The 16,422-nt window shown below is 60.0% G+C and carries 16 protein-coding genes and 1 pseudogene; 11 read left to right on the plus strand and 6 right to left on the minus strand.

The window, feature by feature from the left end:
* Positions 1-3: 3 nt before the first annotated feature.
* The 7 genes from trbE to F3J08_RS02815 are packed head-to-tail and all read left to right on the plus strand — an operon-like array spanning position 4 to position 7,761.
* Positions 4-2,439, plus strand: coding sequence for a conjugal transfer protein TrbE (gene trbE, locus F3J08_RS02785; protein ID WP_166928355.1), 2,436 nt, complete (start codon positions 4-6; stop codon positions 2,437-2,439).
* Positions 2,436-3,239: a P-type conjugative transfer protein TrbJ gene (gene trbJ / locus F3J08_RS02790; protein ID WP_132127033.1), complete on the plus strand. Its 804-nt coding sequence runs from the start codon at positions 2,436-2,438 to the stop codon at positions 3,237-3,239. The genes trbE and trbJ overlap by 4 nt, the downstream gene beginning before the upstream one ends.
* Positions 3,240-3,244: 5 nt before the next feature.
* Positions 3,245-4,669, plus strand: a complete 1,425-nt coding sequence (trbL, locus tag F3J08_RS02795) for a P-type conjugative transfer protein TrbL (RefSeq protein ID WP_166928356.1) — start codon at positions 3,245-3,247, stop codon at positions 4,667-4,669.
* A 5-nt stretch (positions 4,670-4,674) separates the two neighbouring features.
* Positions 4,675-5,358, plus strand: coding sequence for a conjugal transfer protein TrbF (gene trbF / locus F3J08_RS02800; protein WP_166928357.1), 684 nt, complete (start codon positions 4,675-4,677; stop codon positions 5,356-5,358).
* Positions 5,355-6,356, plus strand: a complete 1,002-nt coding sequence (gene trbG, locus F3J08_RS02805) for a P-type conjugative transfer protein TrbG (RefSeq protein WP_166928358.1) — start codon at positions 5,355-5,357, stop codon at positions 6,354-6,356. The genes trbF and trbG overlap by 4 nt, the downstream gene beginning before the upstream one ends.
* A complete protein-coding gene (locus F3J08_RS02810) occupies positions 6,353-7,531 on the plus strand; it encodes a TrbI/VirB10 family protein (RefSeq protein WP_166928359.1) in 1,179 nt (392 codons plus the stop codon). Before trbG ends, F3J08_RS02810 begins: the two co-directional genes overlap by 4 nt.
* Complete coding sequence (locus tag F3J08_RS02815) at positions 7,528-7,761, plus strand: DUF2274 domain-containing protein (RefSeq protein ID WP_166928360.1); 234 nt, start codon at positions 7,528-7,530, stop codon at positions 7,759-7,761. Before F3J08_RS02810 ends, F3J08_RS02815 begins: the two co-directional genes overlap by 4 nt.
* 2 nt (positions 7,762-7,763) lie before the next feature.
* Here F3J08_RS02815 and F3J08_RS02820 read toward each other — a convergent pair whose 3' ends face one another.
* Together F3J08_RS02820 and F3J08_RS02825 are read right to left on the minus strand one after the other, a co-directional pair.
* Positions 7,764-8,453: a LysR family substrate-binding domain-containing protein gene (locus tag F3J08_RS02820; RefSeq protein ID WP_166928361.1), complete on the minus strand. Its 690-nt coding sequence runs from the start codon at positions 8,451-8,453 to the stop codon at positions 7,764-7,766.
* A gap of 60 nt (positions 8,454-8,513) precedes the next feature.
* A pseudogene (locus tag F3J08_RS02825) lies at positions 8,514-9,120 on the minus strand (glutathione S-transferase family protein).
* Between the two features lie 109 nt (positions 9,121-9,229).
* Here F3J08_RS02825 and F3J08_RS02830 point away from each other — a divergent pair.
* The gene (locus F3J08_RS02830; RefSeq protein WP_166928362.1) at positions 9,230-9,817 is read left to right on the plus strand and encodes a TetR/AcrR family transcriptional regulator; all 588 of its coding nucleotides are present in this window, start codon (positions 9,230-9,232) and stop codon (positions 9,815-9,817) included.
* Positions 9,818-9,862: 45 nt separating this feature from the next.
* Here the strand turns inward: F3J08_RS02830 and F3J08_RS02835 are convergent, their stop codons facing one another.
* Complete coding sequence (locus tag F3J08_RS02835; RefSeq protein WP_166928363.1) at positions 9,863-10,825, minus strand: alpha/beta fold hydrolase; 963 nt, start codon at positions 10,823-10,825, stop codon at positions 9,863-9,865.
* A gap of 92 nt (positions 10,826-10,917) precedes the next feature.
* Here F3J08_RS02835 and F3J08_RS02840 point away from each other — a divergent pair, with 92 nt between their 5' ends.
* Positions 10,918-11,517, plus strand: coding sequence for a TetR/AcrR family transcriptional regulator (locus F3J08_RS02840; RefSeq protein ID WP_166928364.1), 600 nt, complete (start codon positions 10,918-10,920; stop codon positions 11,515-11,517).
* 81 nt (positions 11,518-11,598) lie between these two features.
* Here the strand turns inward: F3J08_RS02840 and F3J08_RS02845 are convergent, their stop codons facing one another.
* On the minus strand, positions 11,599-12,516 hold the full coding sequence (locus F3J08_RS02845) for a LysR family transcriptional regulator (RefSeq protein WP_166928365.1): 918 nt from the start codon (positions 12,514-12,516) through the stop codon (positions 11,599-11,601).
* A gap of 101 nt (positions 12,517-12,617) precedes the next feature.
* Between F3J08_RS02845 and F3J08_RS02850 the strand changes: the two genes are divergently transcribed.
* Positions 12,618-13,412, plus strand: coding sequence for an NAD(P)H-dependent oxidoreductase (locus F3J08_RS02850; RefSeq protein ID WP_166928366.1), 795 nt, complete (start codon positions 12,618-12,620; stop codon positions 13,410-13,412).
* Positions 13,413-13,474: 62 nt separating this feature from the next.
* On the opposite strand, the gene F3J08_RS02855 is transcribed toward F3J08_RS02850, so the two are convergent.
* The gene (locus F3J08_RS02855; protein WP_166928367.1) at positions 13,475-14,110 is read right to left on the minus strand and encodes an NADPH-dependent F420 reductase; all 636 of its coding nucleotides are present in this window, start codon (positions 14,108-14,110) and stop codon (positions 13,475-13,477) included.
* 103 nt (positions 14,111-14,213) lie between these two features.
* Between F3J08_RS02855 and F3J08_RS02860 the strand changes: the two genes are divergently transcribed.
* Positions 14,214-15,104 (plus strand): LysR family transcriptional regulator, encoded by an 891-nt coding sequence (locus F3J08_RS02860; protein ID WP_166928368.1) that lies wholly within the window; start codon positions 14,214-14,216, stop codon positions 15,102-15,104.
* 375 nt (positions 15,105-15,479) lie between these two features.
* Here the strand turns inward: F3J08_RS02860 and F3J08_RS02865 are convergent, their stop codons facing one another.
* On the minus strand, positions 15,480-16,397 hold the full coding sequence (locus F3J08_RS02865; protein WP_166928369.1) for a LysR family transcriptional regulator: 918 nt from the start codon (positions 16,395-16,397) through the stop codon (positions 15,480-15,482).
* Positions 16,398-16,422: the final 25 nt, after the last annotated feature.

The raw sequence follows: 16,422 nt of genomic DNA on the forward strand, positions 1-16,422 counted from the left end.
GCCATGATGTCCCTTGGCGAATATCGTAACCGGAATTCCCTCCTATCGGATTTCCTTCCCTGGGCGGCGCTGGTCGAAAATGGGGTTGTCCTGAACAAGGACGGTTCCTTCCAGCGCACGGCACGTATCCGTGGTCCCGATCTGGATAGCGCAACACCTGCCGAACTGGTGGGTGTCACGGGGCGTCTGAACAATGCCCTGCGCCGGCTCGGTTCAGGTTGGGCCGTGTTCGTGGAAGCGCAGCGCGTCCCGGCAACGCTTTATCCCGAGAGCGATTTTCCCGACGCCGCTTCACAGATGGTCGACCTGGAGCGTCGGGAACAGTTTGAGGATGAGGGCGCGCATTTCGAGAGCCGGTATTTCCTGACCCTGGTGTGGTTGCCGCCTGCGGAATCTTCCGACCGGGCCGCGCGGTTTCTTTATGAGGGGCGGGAGCGCGACGGGCCGGACCCGCATGGGATGCTTCATGCCTTCGTGGACCGCAGCGATCGTCTGCTGGCCCTGCTCGACGGGTTCATGCCCGAGGCGGCGTGGCTGAACGACGGCGAGACGCTCACGTACCTGCACAGCACCATTTCCACCCGGAACCAGCGGGTCAGGGTGCCCGAAATCCCCATGCATCTCGACGCCCTGCTGGTGGATCAGCCGCTGGCGGGCGGGCTGGAGCCGAAACTCGGCGATGCCTTCCTCAAGACGCTAACCATCACAGGCTTCCCCAGCCGCACCTTCCCCGGAATTCTCGACGATCTGAACCGGCTGGCGATGCCCTATCGCTGGTCCACCCGCGCTATTCTGCTGGACAAGACCGATGCGACGAAGGTGCTGACGAAGATCCGGCGGCAGTGGTTCGCAAAACGCAAGAGTATTGTGGCCATTGTTCGGGAGGTCATGACCAACGAGGCCTCGGTTCTGGTGGACAATGACGCCGCCAACAAAGCGGCGGATGCCGATCTGGCGTTGCAATCTCTTGGTGCCGATGATGTCGGGCAGGCCTATATTACGGCGACCGTCACGGTGTGGGACGGTTCCGCCTCCATCGCCGCGGAGAAGCTGCGGCTGGTCGAGAAAATCATTCAGGGTCGCGACTTCACCTGCATGGCGGAAAGTCTCAACGCGGTGGAGGCGTGGCTCGGCTCCTTGCCCGGTCACGTCTACGCCAATGTCCGCCAGCCCCCGGTCTCGACCCTGAATCTGGCCCACATGATCCCGCTCTCCGCCGTGTGGGCGGGACCGGACCGGGATGTGCATTTCAAGGCGCCGCCGCTGTTCTACGGCAAGACCGCCGGGGCCACGCCGTTTCGGTTTTCTCTCCATGCCAGCGACGTGGGGCACACGCTGATCGCGGGACCGACCGGAGCAGGCAAGAGTGTGCTGCTGGCCCTGATGGCATTGCAGTTCCGCCGGTACGTGGGAGCGCAGATCTTCGCCTTCGATTTCGGTGGCTCCATGCGCGCCGCCACGCTCGGCATGGGCGGAGACTGGCACGATCTCGGGGGCGGTCTGACGAAGGATCAGGCTGATGGTGTTCCCGCCGTCTCGCTCCAGCCGCTGGCGCGGATCGATGATCCCGACGAGCGCAAATGGGCCAACGAATGGCTGGGGCAGATCCTTGTCGCAGAAGGGGTGACGCTGACCCCCGACGTCAAGGCGTATCTCTGGTCGGCGCTGAATTCCCTGGCGTCATCGCCGGTTCAGGAGCGGACCCTGTCCGGCCTGATAGCGTTGCTCCAGTCCAACGCCCTGAAACAGGCGTTGGCCCCATACTGCCTGGGTGGTCCGTATGGTCGCCTGCTGGATGCGGATGCCGAGCGGCTGGGTGATGCCGATGTGATGGTGTTCGAGACCGAGGGGCTGATTGGTTCCGGCGCTGCCTCTTCCGTTCTGTCCTACCTGTTTCATCGCATTGAGGGACGGCTGGACGGCCGCCCGACGCTACTGGTTATCGATGAGGGCTGGCTGGTGCTGGATGACGGGAATTTCTCCGGTCAGTTGCGGGAGTGGCTGAAAACGCTGCGTAAGAAAAACGCCAGCGTCATCTTCGCGACGCAGTCCCTGTCGGATATCGCCAATTCACCCATCGCCCCGGCCGTGGTGGAAAGTTGCCCGACGCGGATCTTCCTGCCGAACGAGCGCGCCATCGAACCGCAGATCATGGCGATTTATCGCGACTTCGGTCTGAATGACCGGCAGATCGCCATTATCTCGCGTGCCGCGTCGAAGCGGGAGTATTATTGCCAGACCCAGCGGGGAAACAGGCTGTTTGAACTCGGTCTTGGTCCGGTGGCGCTGGCGCTGTGCGCCGCGTCCGGCAAGGACGACCACAGGCTGATCGATGCGGTTCTGGCGGAACATGGGCGGGAGGACTTTCTCCCTGCCTGGTTCGAGGCGCGTGGTGTCATGTGGGCGGCTGACCTTCTGCGGGAAGGGGGTGTGCCATGACGGAAAAGTCTTTCCGGCCTTGGGCTGAATTTTTCGGTCGTGCGAGCGAAAAACATTTCCGACGGGGTGTTCTTCTGACGTCTGCAATGCTGGCGGTTTGCGGGACATTCTCTCCCTTGCATCCGGCCCATGCCCAATGGGCGGTATATGACGGCGCGAACCACATCCAGAACGTGCTGATCGCGGCCCGCACGCTCCAGCAGATCGACAACCAGATCACCTCTCTCGCCAATCAGGCCCAGATGCTCGTCAACCAGGGGCGCAATCTGGCGAGCCTGCCGCTGTCCACATTGTCGACGTTGCAATCGACGATTTCCCAGACCACGGCCTTGCTCGCGCAGGCGCAGCACATTGCCTACAGCGTCCAGTCCGTTGAGCAGCAGTATCAGCAGGCGTATACCTCCGTCTCTTCAGGCATGTCCGACGGCGCACTGTTTTCTCAGGCGCAGACCCGTTGGCAGAATTCCGTCGGTGGGTTTGAGGACGCCCTGAAGCTGCAGGCGCGGGTGGTGGGCAACATCCCCAGCGACAGTTTGGCCATGAGCCAGCTTGTGTCTTCCAGCCAGACCTCCACCGGGGCGTTGCAGGCTGCTCAGGCGGGCAATCAGCTTCTGGCCCTGCAATCACGCCAGCTTTCTGACATTCAGGCCGAACTTGCCGCCAATGGGCGGGCCTCGGCCCTGCAACAGGCGCGCGAGGCCGCAACGGAAGCGGAGAGCGAAGCGCAATACCAGCATTTCTCCCAGCATGACGCTTACGTGCCCGGCACCGTGTCGATGTTCGGCAGCAGCGGGAACTGACCGCCATGGCCACCAATGATGTCGGCGTTATCGATATCTTCCTGAACACTTTCACCTCCACCATCGACAGTGGGTTCGGCCTGGTGAAGGGCAACGTGATCTCACTGGCCGGAACACTGTCCGTGCTGGATATCGCTTTGGCCGGGTTGTTCTGGGCCTGGGCGGCGGATGAGGACATCATCCAGTGTCTGGTGAAGAAGACGCTGTATATCGGGTTTTTCGCCTGGGTCATCAACGATTTCGATGCGCTCTCGAAGATTGTCTTCGACAGCTTCGCGGTCCTCGGCCTGAAAGTCGGCGGTGGAACGCTGGCACTTTCGGATTTCCTGCGTCCCGGTCGTCTGGCCTCGACCGGTTTCGATGCTGCCCAGCCGCTTCTGGACTCTGTCCACACTCTGCTTGGTCCGGTCGCCTTCTTTACGAATTTCATCCAGATCTTCGTGCTCTGTCTGTCCTGGGTGATCGTGCTGGCGGCGTTCTTTATTCTGGCCGTGCAGCTTTTTGTCGCCCTGATCGAGTTCAAGCTGACGACGCTGGCAGGCTTCGTACTGATCCCGTTCGCCCTGTTCAATCGCACGGCCTTTCTGGCCGAGAAAGTGCTGGGCAATGTTGTCTCCTCGGGTGTGAAGATCATGGTGCTGGCGGTGATCTCCGCCATCGCATCCGTGCTCTTCAAACAGTTCACCATCTCCTACGGCAGCGATGTTCCCACGATCGGGCAATCTGTATCGGTGGTGCTGGCCTCGCTCGCGATTGTCGGCCTGTCCATTTTTGGTGGCAGCATTGCCAATGGGCTGATCTCCGGCGCCCCCCAGCTCGGGGCGGGGGCCGCCGTCGGCACCGGTATGGCGGTGGGCGCGATGGGGGCGGCTGCGGTGGCCGGTGTCGGAGCGGCTGCCTCGGGTGGTGCTGCAGCCGTCGGTGCGACCGCTGCTGCCGCGAGGGGAGGGGCCGCGATCGCGGGTGCAGCCACGACCGCCTATTCGGCCGGAGCCGCCGGCGCCTTTGGTGGCGCGGGCAGTATGGCCGCCGGGATTGGAGGCATGGGCCGGGCTGTCGGCGGGAATATCGCGAATGCCGCCAAAGGGGCGGCCTCGCGTGCAGGTTCATCTCTCAGGGAAAGCTACGCCGCCGGTGGACGCTGGGCCGCGCGCGGGATGGGCGAAGGTGGCGAGGGCGGCGAAGGTGGAGCCGGGGATAGCGGACCGGCATCTTCTGGTGGTGGTCCTGCTGGGGGAGGTGATGCACCCACAGGTGGTGGTCCGACAGGTGGTGGAGAAGGCGGCGGTCCTGATGCTCAGCCACCCCGCTGGGCGCGAAATATGAAACGTCGCAATGCCGCAGCCCATGCCGCCGAGGCGGCTCATGTCATCCGCTCCGCCGATGGCGGGGGCGGATCGGCGTCCATCGATCTCTCGGAAAAGGAATAAACGCGATGTTCCGTCGCTCCACCACACGCTATGGGACCACGCCCGAGCCCGTGACACCCTATCAGAAAGCGGCGCAGATCTGGGACGAGCGCATCGGCTCCGCCCGTGTGCAGGCGCGGAACTGGCGACTGATGGCCTTCAGCTCATTAGTCCTGTCCGCCGGACTGGGCGCGGGGGTGGTCTGGCAATCGGCCCGTGGCACCATCACGCCGTGGGTGGTGCAGGTCGATCGGCTGGGGCAGGCGCAGGTCGTGGCTCCGGCAACAGCGGGTTATACGCCTTCCGACCCTCAGATCGCGTGGTATCTGGCGCAGTTTATTGGCGACGTTCGCTCCCTGTCGTCGGATGCCGTAGTGGTCCGGCACAACTGGCTGCGGGCCTATGACTTCACCACGACGTCGGGCGCGGTGGCGCTGAATGATTATGCCCGCCTGAACGATCCGTTCTCCCGGATCGGGCACGAGCAGGTCGAAGTGGACGTGTCTTCCGTCATTCGCGCCTCGTCCGGCAGTTTCCGTGTTGCCTGGACCGAGCGGCATTATCGCGATGGCGCCTTTACCGGCACGGAGCGATGGACGGCCATCGTGTCCATCGTGCTGCGCACACCGCGTGATGCGGATCATCTGCGAAAAAATCCCCTCGGCATCTACGTCTCCGCTATCAACTGGTCGAAGGAGCTGGGCCAATGATCCGTCGTGCTCTTCGTGTTCTGCCATTGCTGGCCCTGCCTCTGGCGGGCTGCGCGTCGCAGTATCATCCGCCGGTCATCCGCTACGATGACGCCGCTCAGGCAACCCGGCTGCTGGACCCGCCGAAGCCGGTACAGGTGGTGGAAGTCCCCAGAGCGCTTCCGTTGCCGGGGCAACTCAAGCCGCTGCCGTCCCAGCGTGTGATCCGTTCACCAGCGGAGGTTCCTGATCCGACCGCGCGCGTGACCCAGGCCAATCTGGCGGCGCGCATTCAGCCGACGCGGGCCGGGTTCATCAATGCGGTGCAGGTCTATCCCTATAGTCCGGGGGCGCTCTATCAGGTCTACACCTCGCCGGGCGAGATTACCGACATCGTGCTCCAGCAGGGCGAAAAGCTGGTGGGTACCGGGCCGGTGGCGGCAGGGGATACAGTGCGCTGGATCATCGGTGATACCGAAAGTGGGGCAGGGACAACGAAACGCATCCATATTCTGGTTAAACCCACCCGGCCGGATCTGACCACCAATCTGATCGTCAATACCGACCGGCGGACCTATCTGGCGGAACTGCGCTCCACCCCTGCGACCTATATGGCGTCGGTTTCCTGGGACTATCCCGAGGATGATCTGATCGCCCTGCATCGGCAGGACAGTGCGGCAGACGACGAAGCGCCGGTGGATGCGGGGCTGGATCTGAACGCCCTGAATTTCCGTTATGCCATCGAGCCGGTGAAAGGCGGCACGCCGCCCTGGCTTCCCAGCCGAGCGTTCGATGATGGTCACAAGGTCTATATCGCCTTTCCATCGGGGATAGGGCAGGGAGAACTGCCGCCGCTGTTCGTGCTGGGGGCCGATGGTGGCCCGGAACTGGTCAACTACCGGGTAAGGCAGAACTGGATGATCGTGGACCGGCTGTTCGCCGCCGCCGAGTTACGGCTGGGCGATAAACACTCCGAGCAGCGGGTGCGCATCGTGAGGACGGATGGCAGGAAGTCATGAGTGGGGAAACCCCGGCAGGCGAGGGTAATCCTGCCGCACCAGCAGCACCCCCGCCACCCGATCTGCGCCTGCGGGCCGAGCGCCCCCGAGTGGTGCGGCTGTCACGCACCGTGATCTGGTCTCTAGGGAGTGTCGCCATGATCGCGGTGGCGTTCGCTCTGGGCTATGCGCTGGAAAGCAGCCGTCAGACTTCATCCTCGGCTGTCAGCCAGGACACGGATGCCCGCCCGTCCGCCGATGGTCTGGCGGGGTTGCCGTCCGATTATCTCGGCAACGGTGTGCCGAAGCTGGGACCAGCGCTACCTGGCGATCTGGGGCATACCATTCTGAAAGCGCAGGAGCAGGGAAAGGTCGCATCCGGCGGCGACGACCACCGTGCGCAACAGGAGATCGAAGCCGCAATCGCCAGCCGTCTGTTCGTGCAGACGGGGGACCGTGACCGGGGCAACGAACAGGCAACTCCGCCCACATCGGGTACGCCTGCCTCCCAGGCAAACCCATCATCTGCAACCGACGCACAATCTGGCAACCGCGCCTTTCTGACGGGACAGCCTGACCGGGCGACGACGAGCCCGGATCGCATCATGCCGCCAGTTTCGCCCTATGTAATTCAGGCCGGTACTGTCATCGCGGGCGCATTGAACACGAAAATCAGCTCCGACCTGCCGGGCCAGATTACCGGCCATGTGACCCAGAACGTCTATGACAGTCCCACCGGCCGCTTCCTGCTGATCCCGCAGGGGAGCCTGCTGTTCGGGGTCTACAACAGCGGCATTTCTTTCGGGCAGCAGCGAACCCAGATCATCTGGACCCGGCTGATCTTCCCGAACGGTGACAGCCTGGTGCTGGAGAAGCTGCCGGGTGGCGACGCCATCGGCCAGTCGGGCCTGTCCGATGAGGTCAACAATCATTGGGGTCAGCTCTTCAAAGCCGCTCTTGTGACCACGCTTCTCAGCGTCGGGTCAGAGGCCGGAACCAGTCAGAGCGAGAACAATCTGGCCCAGGCTATCCGCAGCGGGGCCAGCAACGGCTTCTCGATGGTTGGCAACCGGCTGATCGATCGCAGCCTCAACGTCCAGCCGACGCTCACTGATCGGCCGGGGCTGCCGTTTACGGTTCTTGTTGGGCACGACCTGTTACTCAAGCCTTACCAGAATGGAGGACGTCCACGATGACAGAGCTGAAGATCAGGGAGCTTCCCGACGAAAAACCGGTGAAAATGACCGTGGCGTTACCACCTGACGTTTATCGCGATCTGCTGGCTTACGCAGCACTTCTTTCCGGTAGTGATGGGGCAACGGACCCGGCCCGGCTGGTCGCGCCCATGCTCAGGCAGTTCATGATGTCAGACAAGGGGTTCGCCAAGGCACGGAGAAAGGAAAAAGCGGTTGTATCGGGAAAATAATTTCATGCTCTGCGGGCTTCGATATATCGGGCGAAGCTCCGGGCGCAGGGATTTTCATTATCGGCTCGCCAGACGATCCCGAATTCCAGATGAGACGAACCGATCGTGTCACGTATGTCCGTGATTGCAACGTTGTGCCCATGCTGATCGTGAACAAGCGGTAGCCACGACGCAGGAAGCAGGGCGACGCCTTCGTTGTTCTGGACGAGTGCTATGATCCGGTTGCTGCCGATATCATGGCGCCGGATTTTCGGGTGCATATCTGGTTCGCCAAGTTTTCGTCGGACAAGTTCCTCGAAGTCCTGACCCGCGTTATCCCGTCCGATCAGGAATATATCGTGCCGCAGATCATGCCACGAGATTTCGCGCTGGTTTGCCAGTGGATGACTGACCGGGAGCGCCGCTACGATGCGGTCGCTCCACAGTGGCCTGACCCGCAGGGCTGGAGCCAGATTGCGACGAGTGACGACGGCGAAATCGATCTGCCCGTGCTGGAGGCGACGCAAAAGCCTTTTGCCTGTGCCCTCGGAATAACGAAAGACGATATCGGGATGTGTGCTGCGGAACTCCGCAGTGAAGGCGGAAAATCGTCCAGGCAGGACGCAGGTCTGGATGCCGACGGAGATCTGCCCGTGCTGCGCGATCGCCCGTACGCACAGCAGTTGCCAGAGGTCGAATGGCGGGCGGCGCATGATCCGTCACACCGTCTTGCCGTGACGCAGTTTCAAGGGAGTGCGAGCGGCCTTCATCGGTCAGTAATTTTCTAAAAGACCCGGCATGGGAACAAACCCCGGCAGCTTCTGAACGCGATTAAGCCATCGGGTGAGGGCACGGTAGGGACCAAGGGAGATCCCTCCCTCAGGGGCAAGCGCAAGATAGGGAAAGAGCGCGCAGTCGGCGATTGTAGGGCGGTTGAGCGCAAACCAGTCCTGGGGTCTCGACATGGGCGTTGAGCACCGGCAGGAGCCTGTCGGTCCAGCGCATGGCGGTGCCCATATCGAGGGGATATCCGAATTTCCGGATCAGACGGGCAGCGTTAGGGCCGTTGCGTATTTCGCTCGACGCTACTGAAAGCCATTGTGTAATGGTGGCTTGCGACATGGCGTCTTCGGGCCACCATGTGCGGTCCGCCAGCTGACCGGCGAGATAAATCAGAATGGCCTGGGAATCACGGAGTTTGAAGTCGCCATCCACCAGGACAGGGACTTCCCCGAACGGGTTCAGTTTTTGGAAATCTGGATCATGGTTATCACCCGACGCGAGATTGACTGGAACGAGGTCCAGCTTCGTACCGGTCAGGGCCGTGAAAAGTCGGATCTTGTAGCAGTTTCCAGAGACGTCCAGATCATACAAAATCATCGTGAGGTTCCTATGACTGACCAATCAACCGGGCTGGAGACATGAGGCTTGCTTCATGGAAGCTGGTGTTTTATTCTGCACGAACGATCGTTCGTGAGTCAAAGAAGAAATGCGAGAAACCGTTCCCATCCGCCGGATCGTAATCGAAGCCCGTGAACTGTTTCGCGAGTATGGTTACGAGGGAGCTTCCATGCGTGATCTGGCCGATCGCGTGGGTCTGCGTCCGCAAAGCCTCTACACGCGCTTTCCATCAAAGGAATCGTTGGTGCGCGAGGTGCTGGCCCTGACGCTTGAGGAGACGCTGGTTGATCTTCCTGATCCTGCGACGGACTGGCGTGAGGCCTGGCGGACGCTGATCGGGCGGATTGCAGAGACATTCAAGGCGCGGGGACGCTGCGTGGGATTGCATCTTGCGTATGGCGTGACGGCGCATACACCAGACGCCCAGGAAGCCGTTCGGACGTTTTTTGCGCAATTACGCGATGCGATGGTCGGGATTCTGGAAGCCGGGAAGATTTCCGAACCTGCGTCCGTTGCCGCGGATACTCTCGCACAACTCGAAGGTGCAACGCTCTGGATCACAACGTCTGGAGATGTGACGCCGCTTTGCCGGGCAGTAGAAAGGGCTTCCAGGATCGCTATTTTGTCCTCGGCTTCCTTGCTGCCGATCGAAATACCCGAGAGGGGAAGGCTTTGAGAATTCCTGCACGGTCGTCTCCACTCCACCGATAGAAAGTATCGATTATTCAAGGAATGGGATCGCAAGACGATTAATTTCTTCTGGGCATTCATCTGGCGCAAAGTGGCCGCAATCTTTCAGGATTCCGGAGGATAGGCGTGTTGTTACGGGTGCCATCATTTCCCGAGGAAAATCGGCAACGCCATGATCGCCGCCAAGCGCCAGCACGGGCATGGTCAATTTCTGCCTCGCGCGTTCCTTGTTCTGGGCGATCGTTTGGGAAAATGCCCGATAATAGGCCATTTGGGCGTGAATGCCTTCCGTCGTATTATAGACAGTGGCGTAGTAATCCAGCGCAATCCGTTCCGGATGCACGGCCCAATGCTGGAACAGATAAGCCATGAACGGGCGCTCCCGGTCCTTCAAAAGCATTTCTGGAAGGTCCGCTTGCTGATTGAACATGAACTGCCAGAAAAAGGCGCTCTGAGCCTGCGGCATGAAGACGATCGGTTCGTGTTTGAGCAACCCCGGAATGATGGCTTCGACGAGGACGAGTTTTGAGACATTTTGCGGGTGGTCGGCCGCCATGGCGTATCCGACCCACATGCCGACATCATGTCCCATCACGGCATAATGGGCATAACCGAGCCCCTGCATCAGATGGTTGAGGATTGTTCCGATCGATCCGGTATCATAGCCCGTCTTTGGTCGGTCGGACGATCCCATGCCGGGGATGTCCACCACGATAACACGATGTCCGGCCTGTCGTAGCGCGGGCATGACCTGACGCCATGCAAACCATGTCTGCAACCAGCCCGGAATCAACAATACCGGTGATCCCTGGCCGCCTTCGACATAGTGCAGATTGATGCCATCGACATTTCTGACCGCTTCCGTAAAGCCCTTGGGAATGGTTTGTGCTTCGGCGACACCATCGCCGATGATGAAGAATGTCGCGGCAATGAGGGACGTTCGAAGGTATCGTGACAGGCGTGTTTTACGCTGGGACAGACATGAGGAAAGCATGATGCACCATTCTTTGTTGACTAACAAAGAATATGGACTTGCATACGCCCGTCAAGCAGAATATTTGTTAATCGACAAAGAATGGTGAGGATATGGCGGGACGACCACGCGAGTTCGATCGTGTCGAAGCGTTGAAGAAAGCGCGAGACGTTTTCTGGAAACAAGGTTTTGAAAGCACGTCCATGACGGATCTCGTGGAGGCTCTTGGCCTGGCCTCCGCCAGAATTTACGCGGCATTCGGATCCAAAGAGGCTCTGTTTCGCGAAGCCATCGCCGATTACGAAAATAACGAAGGAGGCTTTGCCGATCGGGCGTTGAGAAATGAGCCGATGATTATTACTGCGATCGAGCGCGTGTTCAACGACGCGATCGTGCTTTACACGCGACCCGGCGGACCCAAGGGCTGCATGGTTGTATCCTCCGCCACGAATTGCTCCGGAGAAAACGTAGCGGTGCGAGAATGGCTCGCGGAGCATCGGCAAGAGCGGACACGGACTCTTATCAAGCGTTTGGAGCAGGCGCAGCAAGATGGCGAACTGGTTGCCAGTGCCGACCCCGGTGCTCTCGGTGACTTTCTATCTGCCTTACTCCACGGCATATCGGTTCAGGCGATGGATGGCGTTCCTCGTAAGAGGCTCTTGGCATTGGTGACGCCCGCACTTGAGGTTCTGCGCCTGCAATGTGCTTTATAGAGAGTATCCGTTTTGCAAGGCTGAGACTGTTGGAATCAAGTAAGTGAAAAAATCATTCGAATACTGAAAACCTCTTGGTTTTCACCGGTGGATACCGGGGATTCCAATAATCCCCTCTGTGAGAAAATCCACACAAAGCCGCACGCGCGTCAGGTTTGTCCGTTCCGGCGCGATCAGCATGCTTAACGGCACGGACGACAGCGTATAGTACGGCAGGACAGGCACCAAACGTCCGTCCCGTAGGCAGTCTTCCACCAGCCAGCGATGGGCCGGTCCATAGCCTCGACCCGCCAGAAACGCGTCCCGCGCCGCCAGACCGTGATCGACAATCAGGCGGCCGTGAAAGGGCACGATATGGTTCCTGCCTGTCGCGTCCTGGAGCACCAGTTGATCTGACCCTTGCACGCGCGACATCCGCACCCCTTCGCGGTCACTAAGATCCTCCGGTCGCCGCACCGGACCGTTGCGCTGCAGCCACTCTGGCGATGCGACAAGCAGGCGCTTACTTTCGCCCAGGGTGCGCAATTTCATCGCGCAATCACTCAGAGGACCGAGGCGAACGGCGATATCGACCCCATCGCGCACAAGGTCGATGCGCTCATCCGTCAGGCCGAACACTACCCGTATCCCCGGATTCTGATCCTGAAAGGCATAGACAAGACGGCCGACATGCAGGACGCCCAGTGCGCCGGTACAGGAAATACGCACCGTCCCGGCCGTCGCCTGCCGAGTATCGCGCATCTCCTGGCTGGCCTGCTCGACGAGGGAGAGGATCTGTACGCAATGCGCGTAATAGTGTGTTCCTTCGTCTGTCAGCGCCGTGCGGCGCGTCGTCCGCGTCAGCAGGGACACTCCCAGAGCCTCTTCGAGTTCGCGTAGATGCCGCGTGATCGTCGATTGCCCCGCGCCGGTTTCACGGGCGACTGCGGCCAGATTACCCCGCTCGGCGATGCGCACGAAGGTTCGCATCCGTTCCAGGGAGATCATAGATTGTTCCATATTTCGGCATTGTCCCTTTCGTCATCGCCGTATGGGATGAGAATAGCCTATCGCTTAATCTCGGTGGGACACGAAATTTTCATCGTAACGAGAGGCTGTTCATGAATGTCCTGATCATTTTCGCTCATCCGGAAAGACACTCACTCAACGGCGCTCTGCTGGAGGTCGCCGTTGCTGAACTGAAGGGCCTGGGGCATGACGTGCAGGTCTCGGATCTCTATGCCATGCAGTGGAAAGCAGCCGTGGATCGGGCTGATTTCCCGGACCTTGGTCCAGACGAACGCCTGAAAGTGGCGTCTGCCTCTTCGCGTGAATTCGCGGCGGACGGTCTTACGGATGATGTGAAAGCCGAGCAGGACAAGCTGCATTGGGCAGATACCGTCATCTTCCAGTTTCCGCTCTGGTGGTTTGCCATGCCGGCGATCCTCAAGGGCTGGGTAGATCGCGTCTATGCCTGCGGATTCGCGTATGGCGTCGGCGAGCACAGTGATCGCCGCTGGGGCGATCGCTATGGCGAAGGTATGATGGCGGGCAAGCGCGCCATGCTGATCGTTACCGCCGGAGGCTGGCCCGAACATTATTCGGAGCGTGGGATCAACGGCCAGATTGATGACCTGCTGTTCCCCATCAATCATGGCATTCTGTTCTATCCGGGCTTCACCGTCCTGCCGCCGTTCGTGGCCTATCGAGTGGACCGGCTGGACGATACTCGTTTCAGGACAGTGGCGGATGAGCTTCGCGAACGGATGCGCACGCTGCAGACGAGGTTGCCCATCCCTTATCGGAAGCAGAATGGGGGCGAGTATCAGATCCCCACGATGGAACTGAAGCCCGGCCTGGAAACGTCAGGTGCCGTGCGTTTCGCTCTCCATGTCGCGGAGCCCAAGTTGCGGTGAGAATTACTCCTCCTATATTACTTAACGCATCACAGGTGGGGTTAAATCGCGCAGACCTCAGCTTATGGGCCTTTGCGTGATGCAGCGGCCAGAGCTTTTTCAAGATCAGCCTTGTTCAGTCTGGCACAATAAGCTGGCGTACCGTTCTCAAAACGCCAACCTTCGGAAAGCGGTCCCGCGTCCACGGTATCGAAGCCGAACTCCTCATAAAGTTGCGCGGCAATCGCCTTGGCCTGCACGTCGTCCCCGCAGAGCGGTAAGGCCAGACGATCTGGCGATCCAGCAGGACGGCCGTCTCGCTCAAGATCGGTCATACGGACAGCGTTGAAGGCTTTCACGACACGTGAGTCCGGCAGATGAGCAGACAGCAATTCACTGGTGGTCGTCTCATGTTGGTCCAGCTCGGCAATATGGCCATCTCGTTCGGGATAGTAGTTGTCGGTATCGATCACGATCTTTCCGGCCAATGGCGCGACTGGCACGGAGCGGTAGGCGGCCAAGGGAACTGCGACGACGGTGATCTCGCCGAAATGGACAGCCTCGTCGACAGTCCCAATCTCGCTGCCGGTGAGAGCACGGAGGCTGAAGAGCGTTTGTGGACCACGTGAATTGCTGACCATGACCTGATGCCCGGAGCGAACGGCCAATGTCGCGATGGTGCGACCGACGAAGCCTGCGCCGATAATGCCTATTTTCATGATGATTCTCCCTGTTTTCTCCTCTGTACGCACGGTAATTATATCCTGGACGGCGATAAATGTCGTATTCGCCCTTTCACTCACAACCAGCAGGGGGGAATCTATGGATCGACTGACCAGCATGAATGTTTTCGTCAACGCGGCGGATCTCGGCTCGTTCGCCGCTACGGCAGAAGCTCTGGGCATGTCGGCACAGATGGTCGCCAAACACGTCGCGTTTCTGGAAGCCCGTCTTGGTACGACATTGCTCAGTCGTACCACCCGTAGACAGAGCCTGACGGATATCGGACGCGCTTATTACGACAGATGCAAACAAGTGCTGATGGAAGTTGACGCCGCTGATGCGCTGGCGGCGGATATGCGCGCTCGACCGACCGGAACGCTGCGGGTCAATGCGCCGATGACTTTCGGCACCTACGCGCTTGTGCCGTTTGTCACCCGCTATCTTGCGAAATATCCCGAGATGCGGATCGATCTCACACTCAATGACCGTTTCGTTGATCTTTTGGAAGACGGTTATGACGTGGCGATCCGCATCGGCGAGGTTGGGGACACATCCCTTACGATACATTCGTTGGCGCCGTACAGACTGATTGCGGCAGCTTCGCCTGCCTATCTCGCTGCACGGGGTATCCCCCGTACACCGGCTGAACTGGGCAGCCATGACTGCCTCGCCTATGCCTATTGGTCGCCGTCGATCCCCTGTCGCTGGCGCTTCGCTCGCGATGGCAGAACGGAAGAAGTGCAGGCTAATGGGCGGCTGCGGAGTAACGACTGGAATGCAGTGCTACGGGCCGTGCAGGAGGGATTCGGCATCACGCTTGGACCCGAGAGCGTTCTGGACCCCGAGATCCAGGCCGGCCGCCTTGTCCGGCTCCTGTCGGATTATGAAGGACCCGCCCGCCCGATGCATGTCCTCACCTCGGCGGCACGTCGACCGACCGCAAGCCTGCGTAGTTTCGTAGAGGCCGTGGTTGAAGAATTCAGCGACTAAGGGCTCGACGATTCCTTATGCGCACTGCCATCAATACTTTAGGGTTGATGGTCATAACAAAATAGTCTTTGCCATGAATAGTTGGCAAGAACTGGTCAGTATTATGATTTCATCGGCCTCGCCAACGGTAGGGTATGAGCTTCACAGGAGTTTCCCCGCGGAAAGTCAGCCTGAAGATGAGGTGTTCGCGGGTATTTGGCTGGCGAGCGACCGATCTGCTGAAGAAAGAGGTTCTTGAACGCGCCAGCTTCCTGTTAGCCAGTGTCCAATTCTAACCGAAAGTGCAAATTGCATCTTGGTCGTGCCTGATCCTGGCCGCGACCATGATTTTTTGTGCCCCTTCGTGAGAAAGGGTCAAGCCTATGACAACACAACTCAGTTTTCGGATATCGAAACCTGTGAAATCTTATGGGGAAACAGATTCTCCGTCATGAAGTCGATGAACACCCTGAGCTTCGGTGGGAGATAGGGGCTGGACGGCCACAGAAGACGAAATACCCCAGAATGTTCGGTATGGTTGGACAGCACAGGAAGGAGGTGTCCGGTCCTGAGATGCTCGTGGAGCACGAAGTCCGGCAGGCTGACGATACCCAGCCCGGCTTCCGCCATGCTGATCAGCGGTTCCAGCGCCGAGGCAACAACGGTTGCCGGGAGTTCAATGGCCCCAGCCGGGCGATCCTGCCGCAGTGGCCATGCTTCCAGTTTTCCGGTTGTAGGATATCTGTGGCGCAGACAGACATGATGCACCAGATCAGCCGGTTTGAAAGGTGTGCCATGGCGCTCCAGATAGATAGGACTGGCAACCAGCCGGTGATGGAACGTGCCGACGACACGGGTCATCAGGCGTGAGTCCGCAGCATCTCCAGTCCGGAGAACAACATCGAAGCCTTCGCCGATGACATCCACGAGACGATCGGTGAAATCAAGATCGGGCTCGATCTCCGGATAGGTCTGGATAAAGGCGTTGACCGCCGGCATCAGCAGCATGCCCACCATGGGGAGGCTCACGCGCAGACGTCCCGATGGTGTGGCGTGTGTATCGGCCAGTTCCTGTTCGGCAGCCGCGACTTCTCCCAGGATCCGACGGCAGCGCGCCAGAAAGAGATGCCCTTCCTGAGTCAGCGTGATCGTTCGCGTGCTGCGATGAAACAGCCTGACGCCGAGACGCCCTTCAAGACGTGCAATGGCCTTGCCGACCGCAGAGGCGGACAGGCCCAGTTGCTGACCGGCGGCCGTGAAGCTGCGTGTTTCCGCAGCCTGTATGAAAATGGGAAGAGCACTCAGACTGTCCATCGCATGATCCGGCTATTGCGGACAT

This window comes from Asaia sp. As-1742 (assembly GCF_011753235.1).
Lineage (GTDB): Bacteria > Pseudomonadota > Alphaproteobacteria > Acetobacterales > Acetobacteraceae > Asaia > Asaia bogorensis_B.

Excerpts from the sequence above, each read along its gene's own strand:
- F3J08_RS02845 (WP_166928365.1), bottom strand. The coding sequence starts at position 12,516 with ATGGAACAATCTATGATCTCCCTGGAACGGATGCGAACCTTCGTGCGC.
- trbG (WP_166928358.1), top strand. The coding sequence starts at position 5,355 with ATGATCCGTCGTGCTCTTCGTGTTCTGCCATTGCTGGCCCTGCCTCTG.
- F3J08_RS02820 (WP_166928361.1), bottom strand. The coding sequence starts at position 8,453 with ATGCGCCGCCCGCCATTCGACCTCTGGCAACTGCTGTGCGTACGGGCG.
- trbE (WP_166928355.1), top strand. The coding sequence starts at position 4 with ATGATGTCCCTTGGCGAATATCGTAACCGGAATTCCCTCCTATCGGAT.
- F3J08_RS02810 (WP_166928359.1), top strand. The coding sequence starts at position 6,353 with ATGAGTGGGGAAACCCCGGCAGGCGAGGGTAATCCTGCCGCACCAGCA.
- F3J08_RS02855 (WP_166928367.1), bottom strand. The coding sequence starts at position 14,110 with ATGAAAATAGGCATTATCGGCGCAGGCTTCGTCGGTCGCACCATCGCG.
- F3J08_RS02815 (WP_166928360.1), top strand. The coding sequence starts at position 7,528 with ATGACAGAGCTGAAGATCAGGGAGCTTCCCGACGAAAAACCGGTGAAA.
- trbJ (WP_132127033.1), top strand. The coding sequence starts at position 2,436 with ATGACGGAAAAGTCTTTCCGGCCTTGGGCTGAATTTTTCGGTCGTGCG.
- F3J08_RS02865 (WP_166928369.1), bottom strand. The coding sequence starts at position 16,397 with ATGGACAGTCTGAGTGCTCTTCCCATTTTCATACAGGCTGCGGAAACA.
- trbF (WP_166928357.1), top strand. The coding sequence starts at position 4,675 with ATGTTCCGTCGCTCCACCACACGCTATGGGACCACGCCCGAGCCCGTG.
- trbL (WP_166928356.1), top strand. The coding sequence starts at position 3,245 with ATGGCCACCAATGATGTCGGCGTTATCGATATCTTCCTGAACACTTTC.
- F3J08_RS02840 (WP_166928364.1), top strand. The coding sequence starts at position 10,918 with ATGGCGGGACGACCACGCGAGTTCGATCGTGTCGAAGCGTTGAAGAAA.
- F3J08_RS02835 (WP_166928363.1), bottom strand. The coding sequence starts at position 10,825 with ATGCTTTCCTCATGTCTGTCCCAGCGTAAAACACGCCTGTCACGATAC.
- F3J08_RS02860 (WP_166928368.1), top strand. The coding sequence starts at position 14,214 with ATGGATCGACTGACCAGCATGAATGTTTTCGTCAACGCGGCGGATCTC.
- F3J08_RS02850 (WP_166928366.1), top strand. The coding sequence starts at position 12,618 with ATGAATGTCCTGATCATTTTCGCTCATCCGGAAAGACACTCACTCAAC.
- F3J08_RS02830 (WP_166928362.1), top strand. The coding sequence starts at position 9,230 with ATGCGAGAAACCGTTCCCATCCGCCGGATCGTAATCGAAGCCCGTGAA.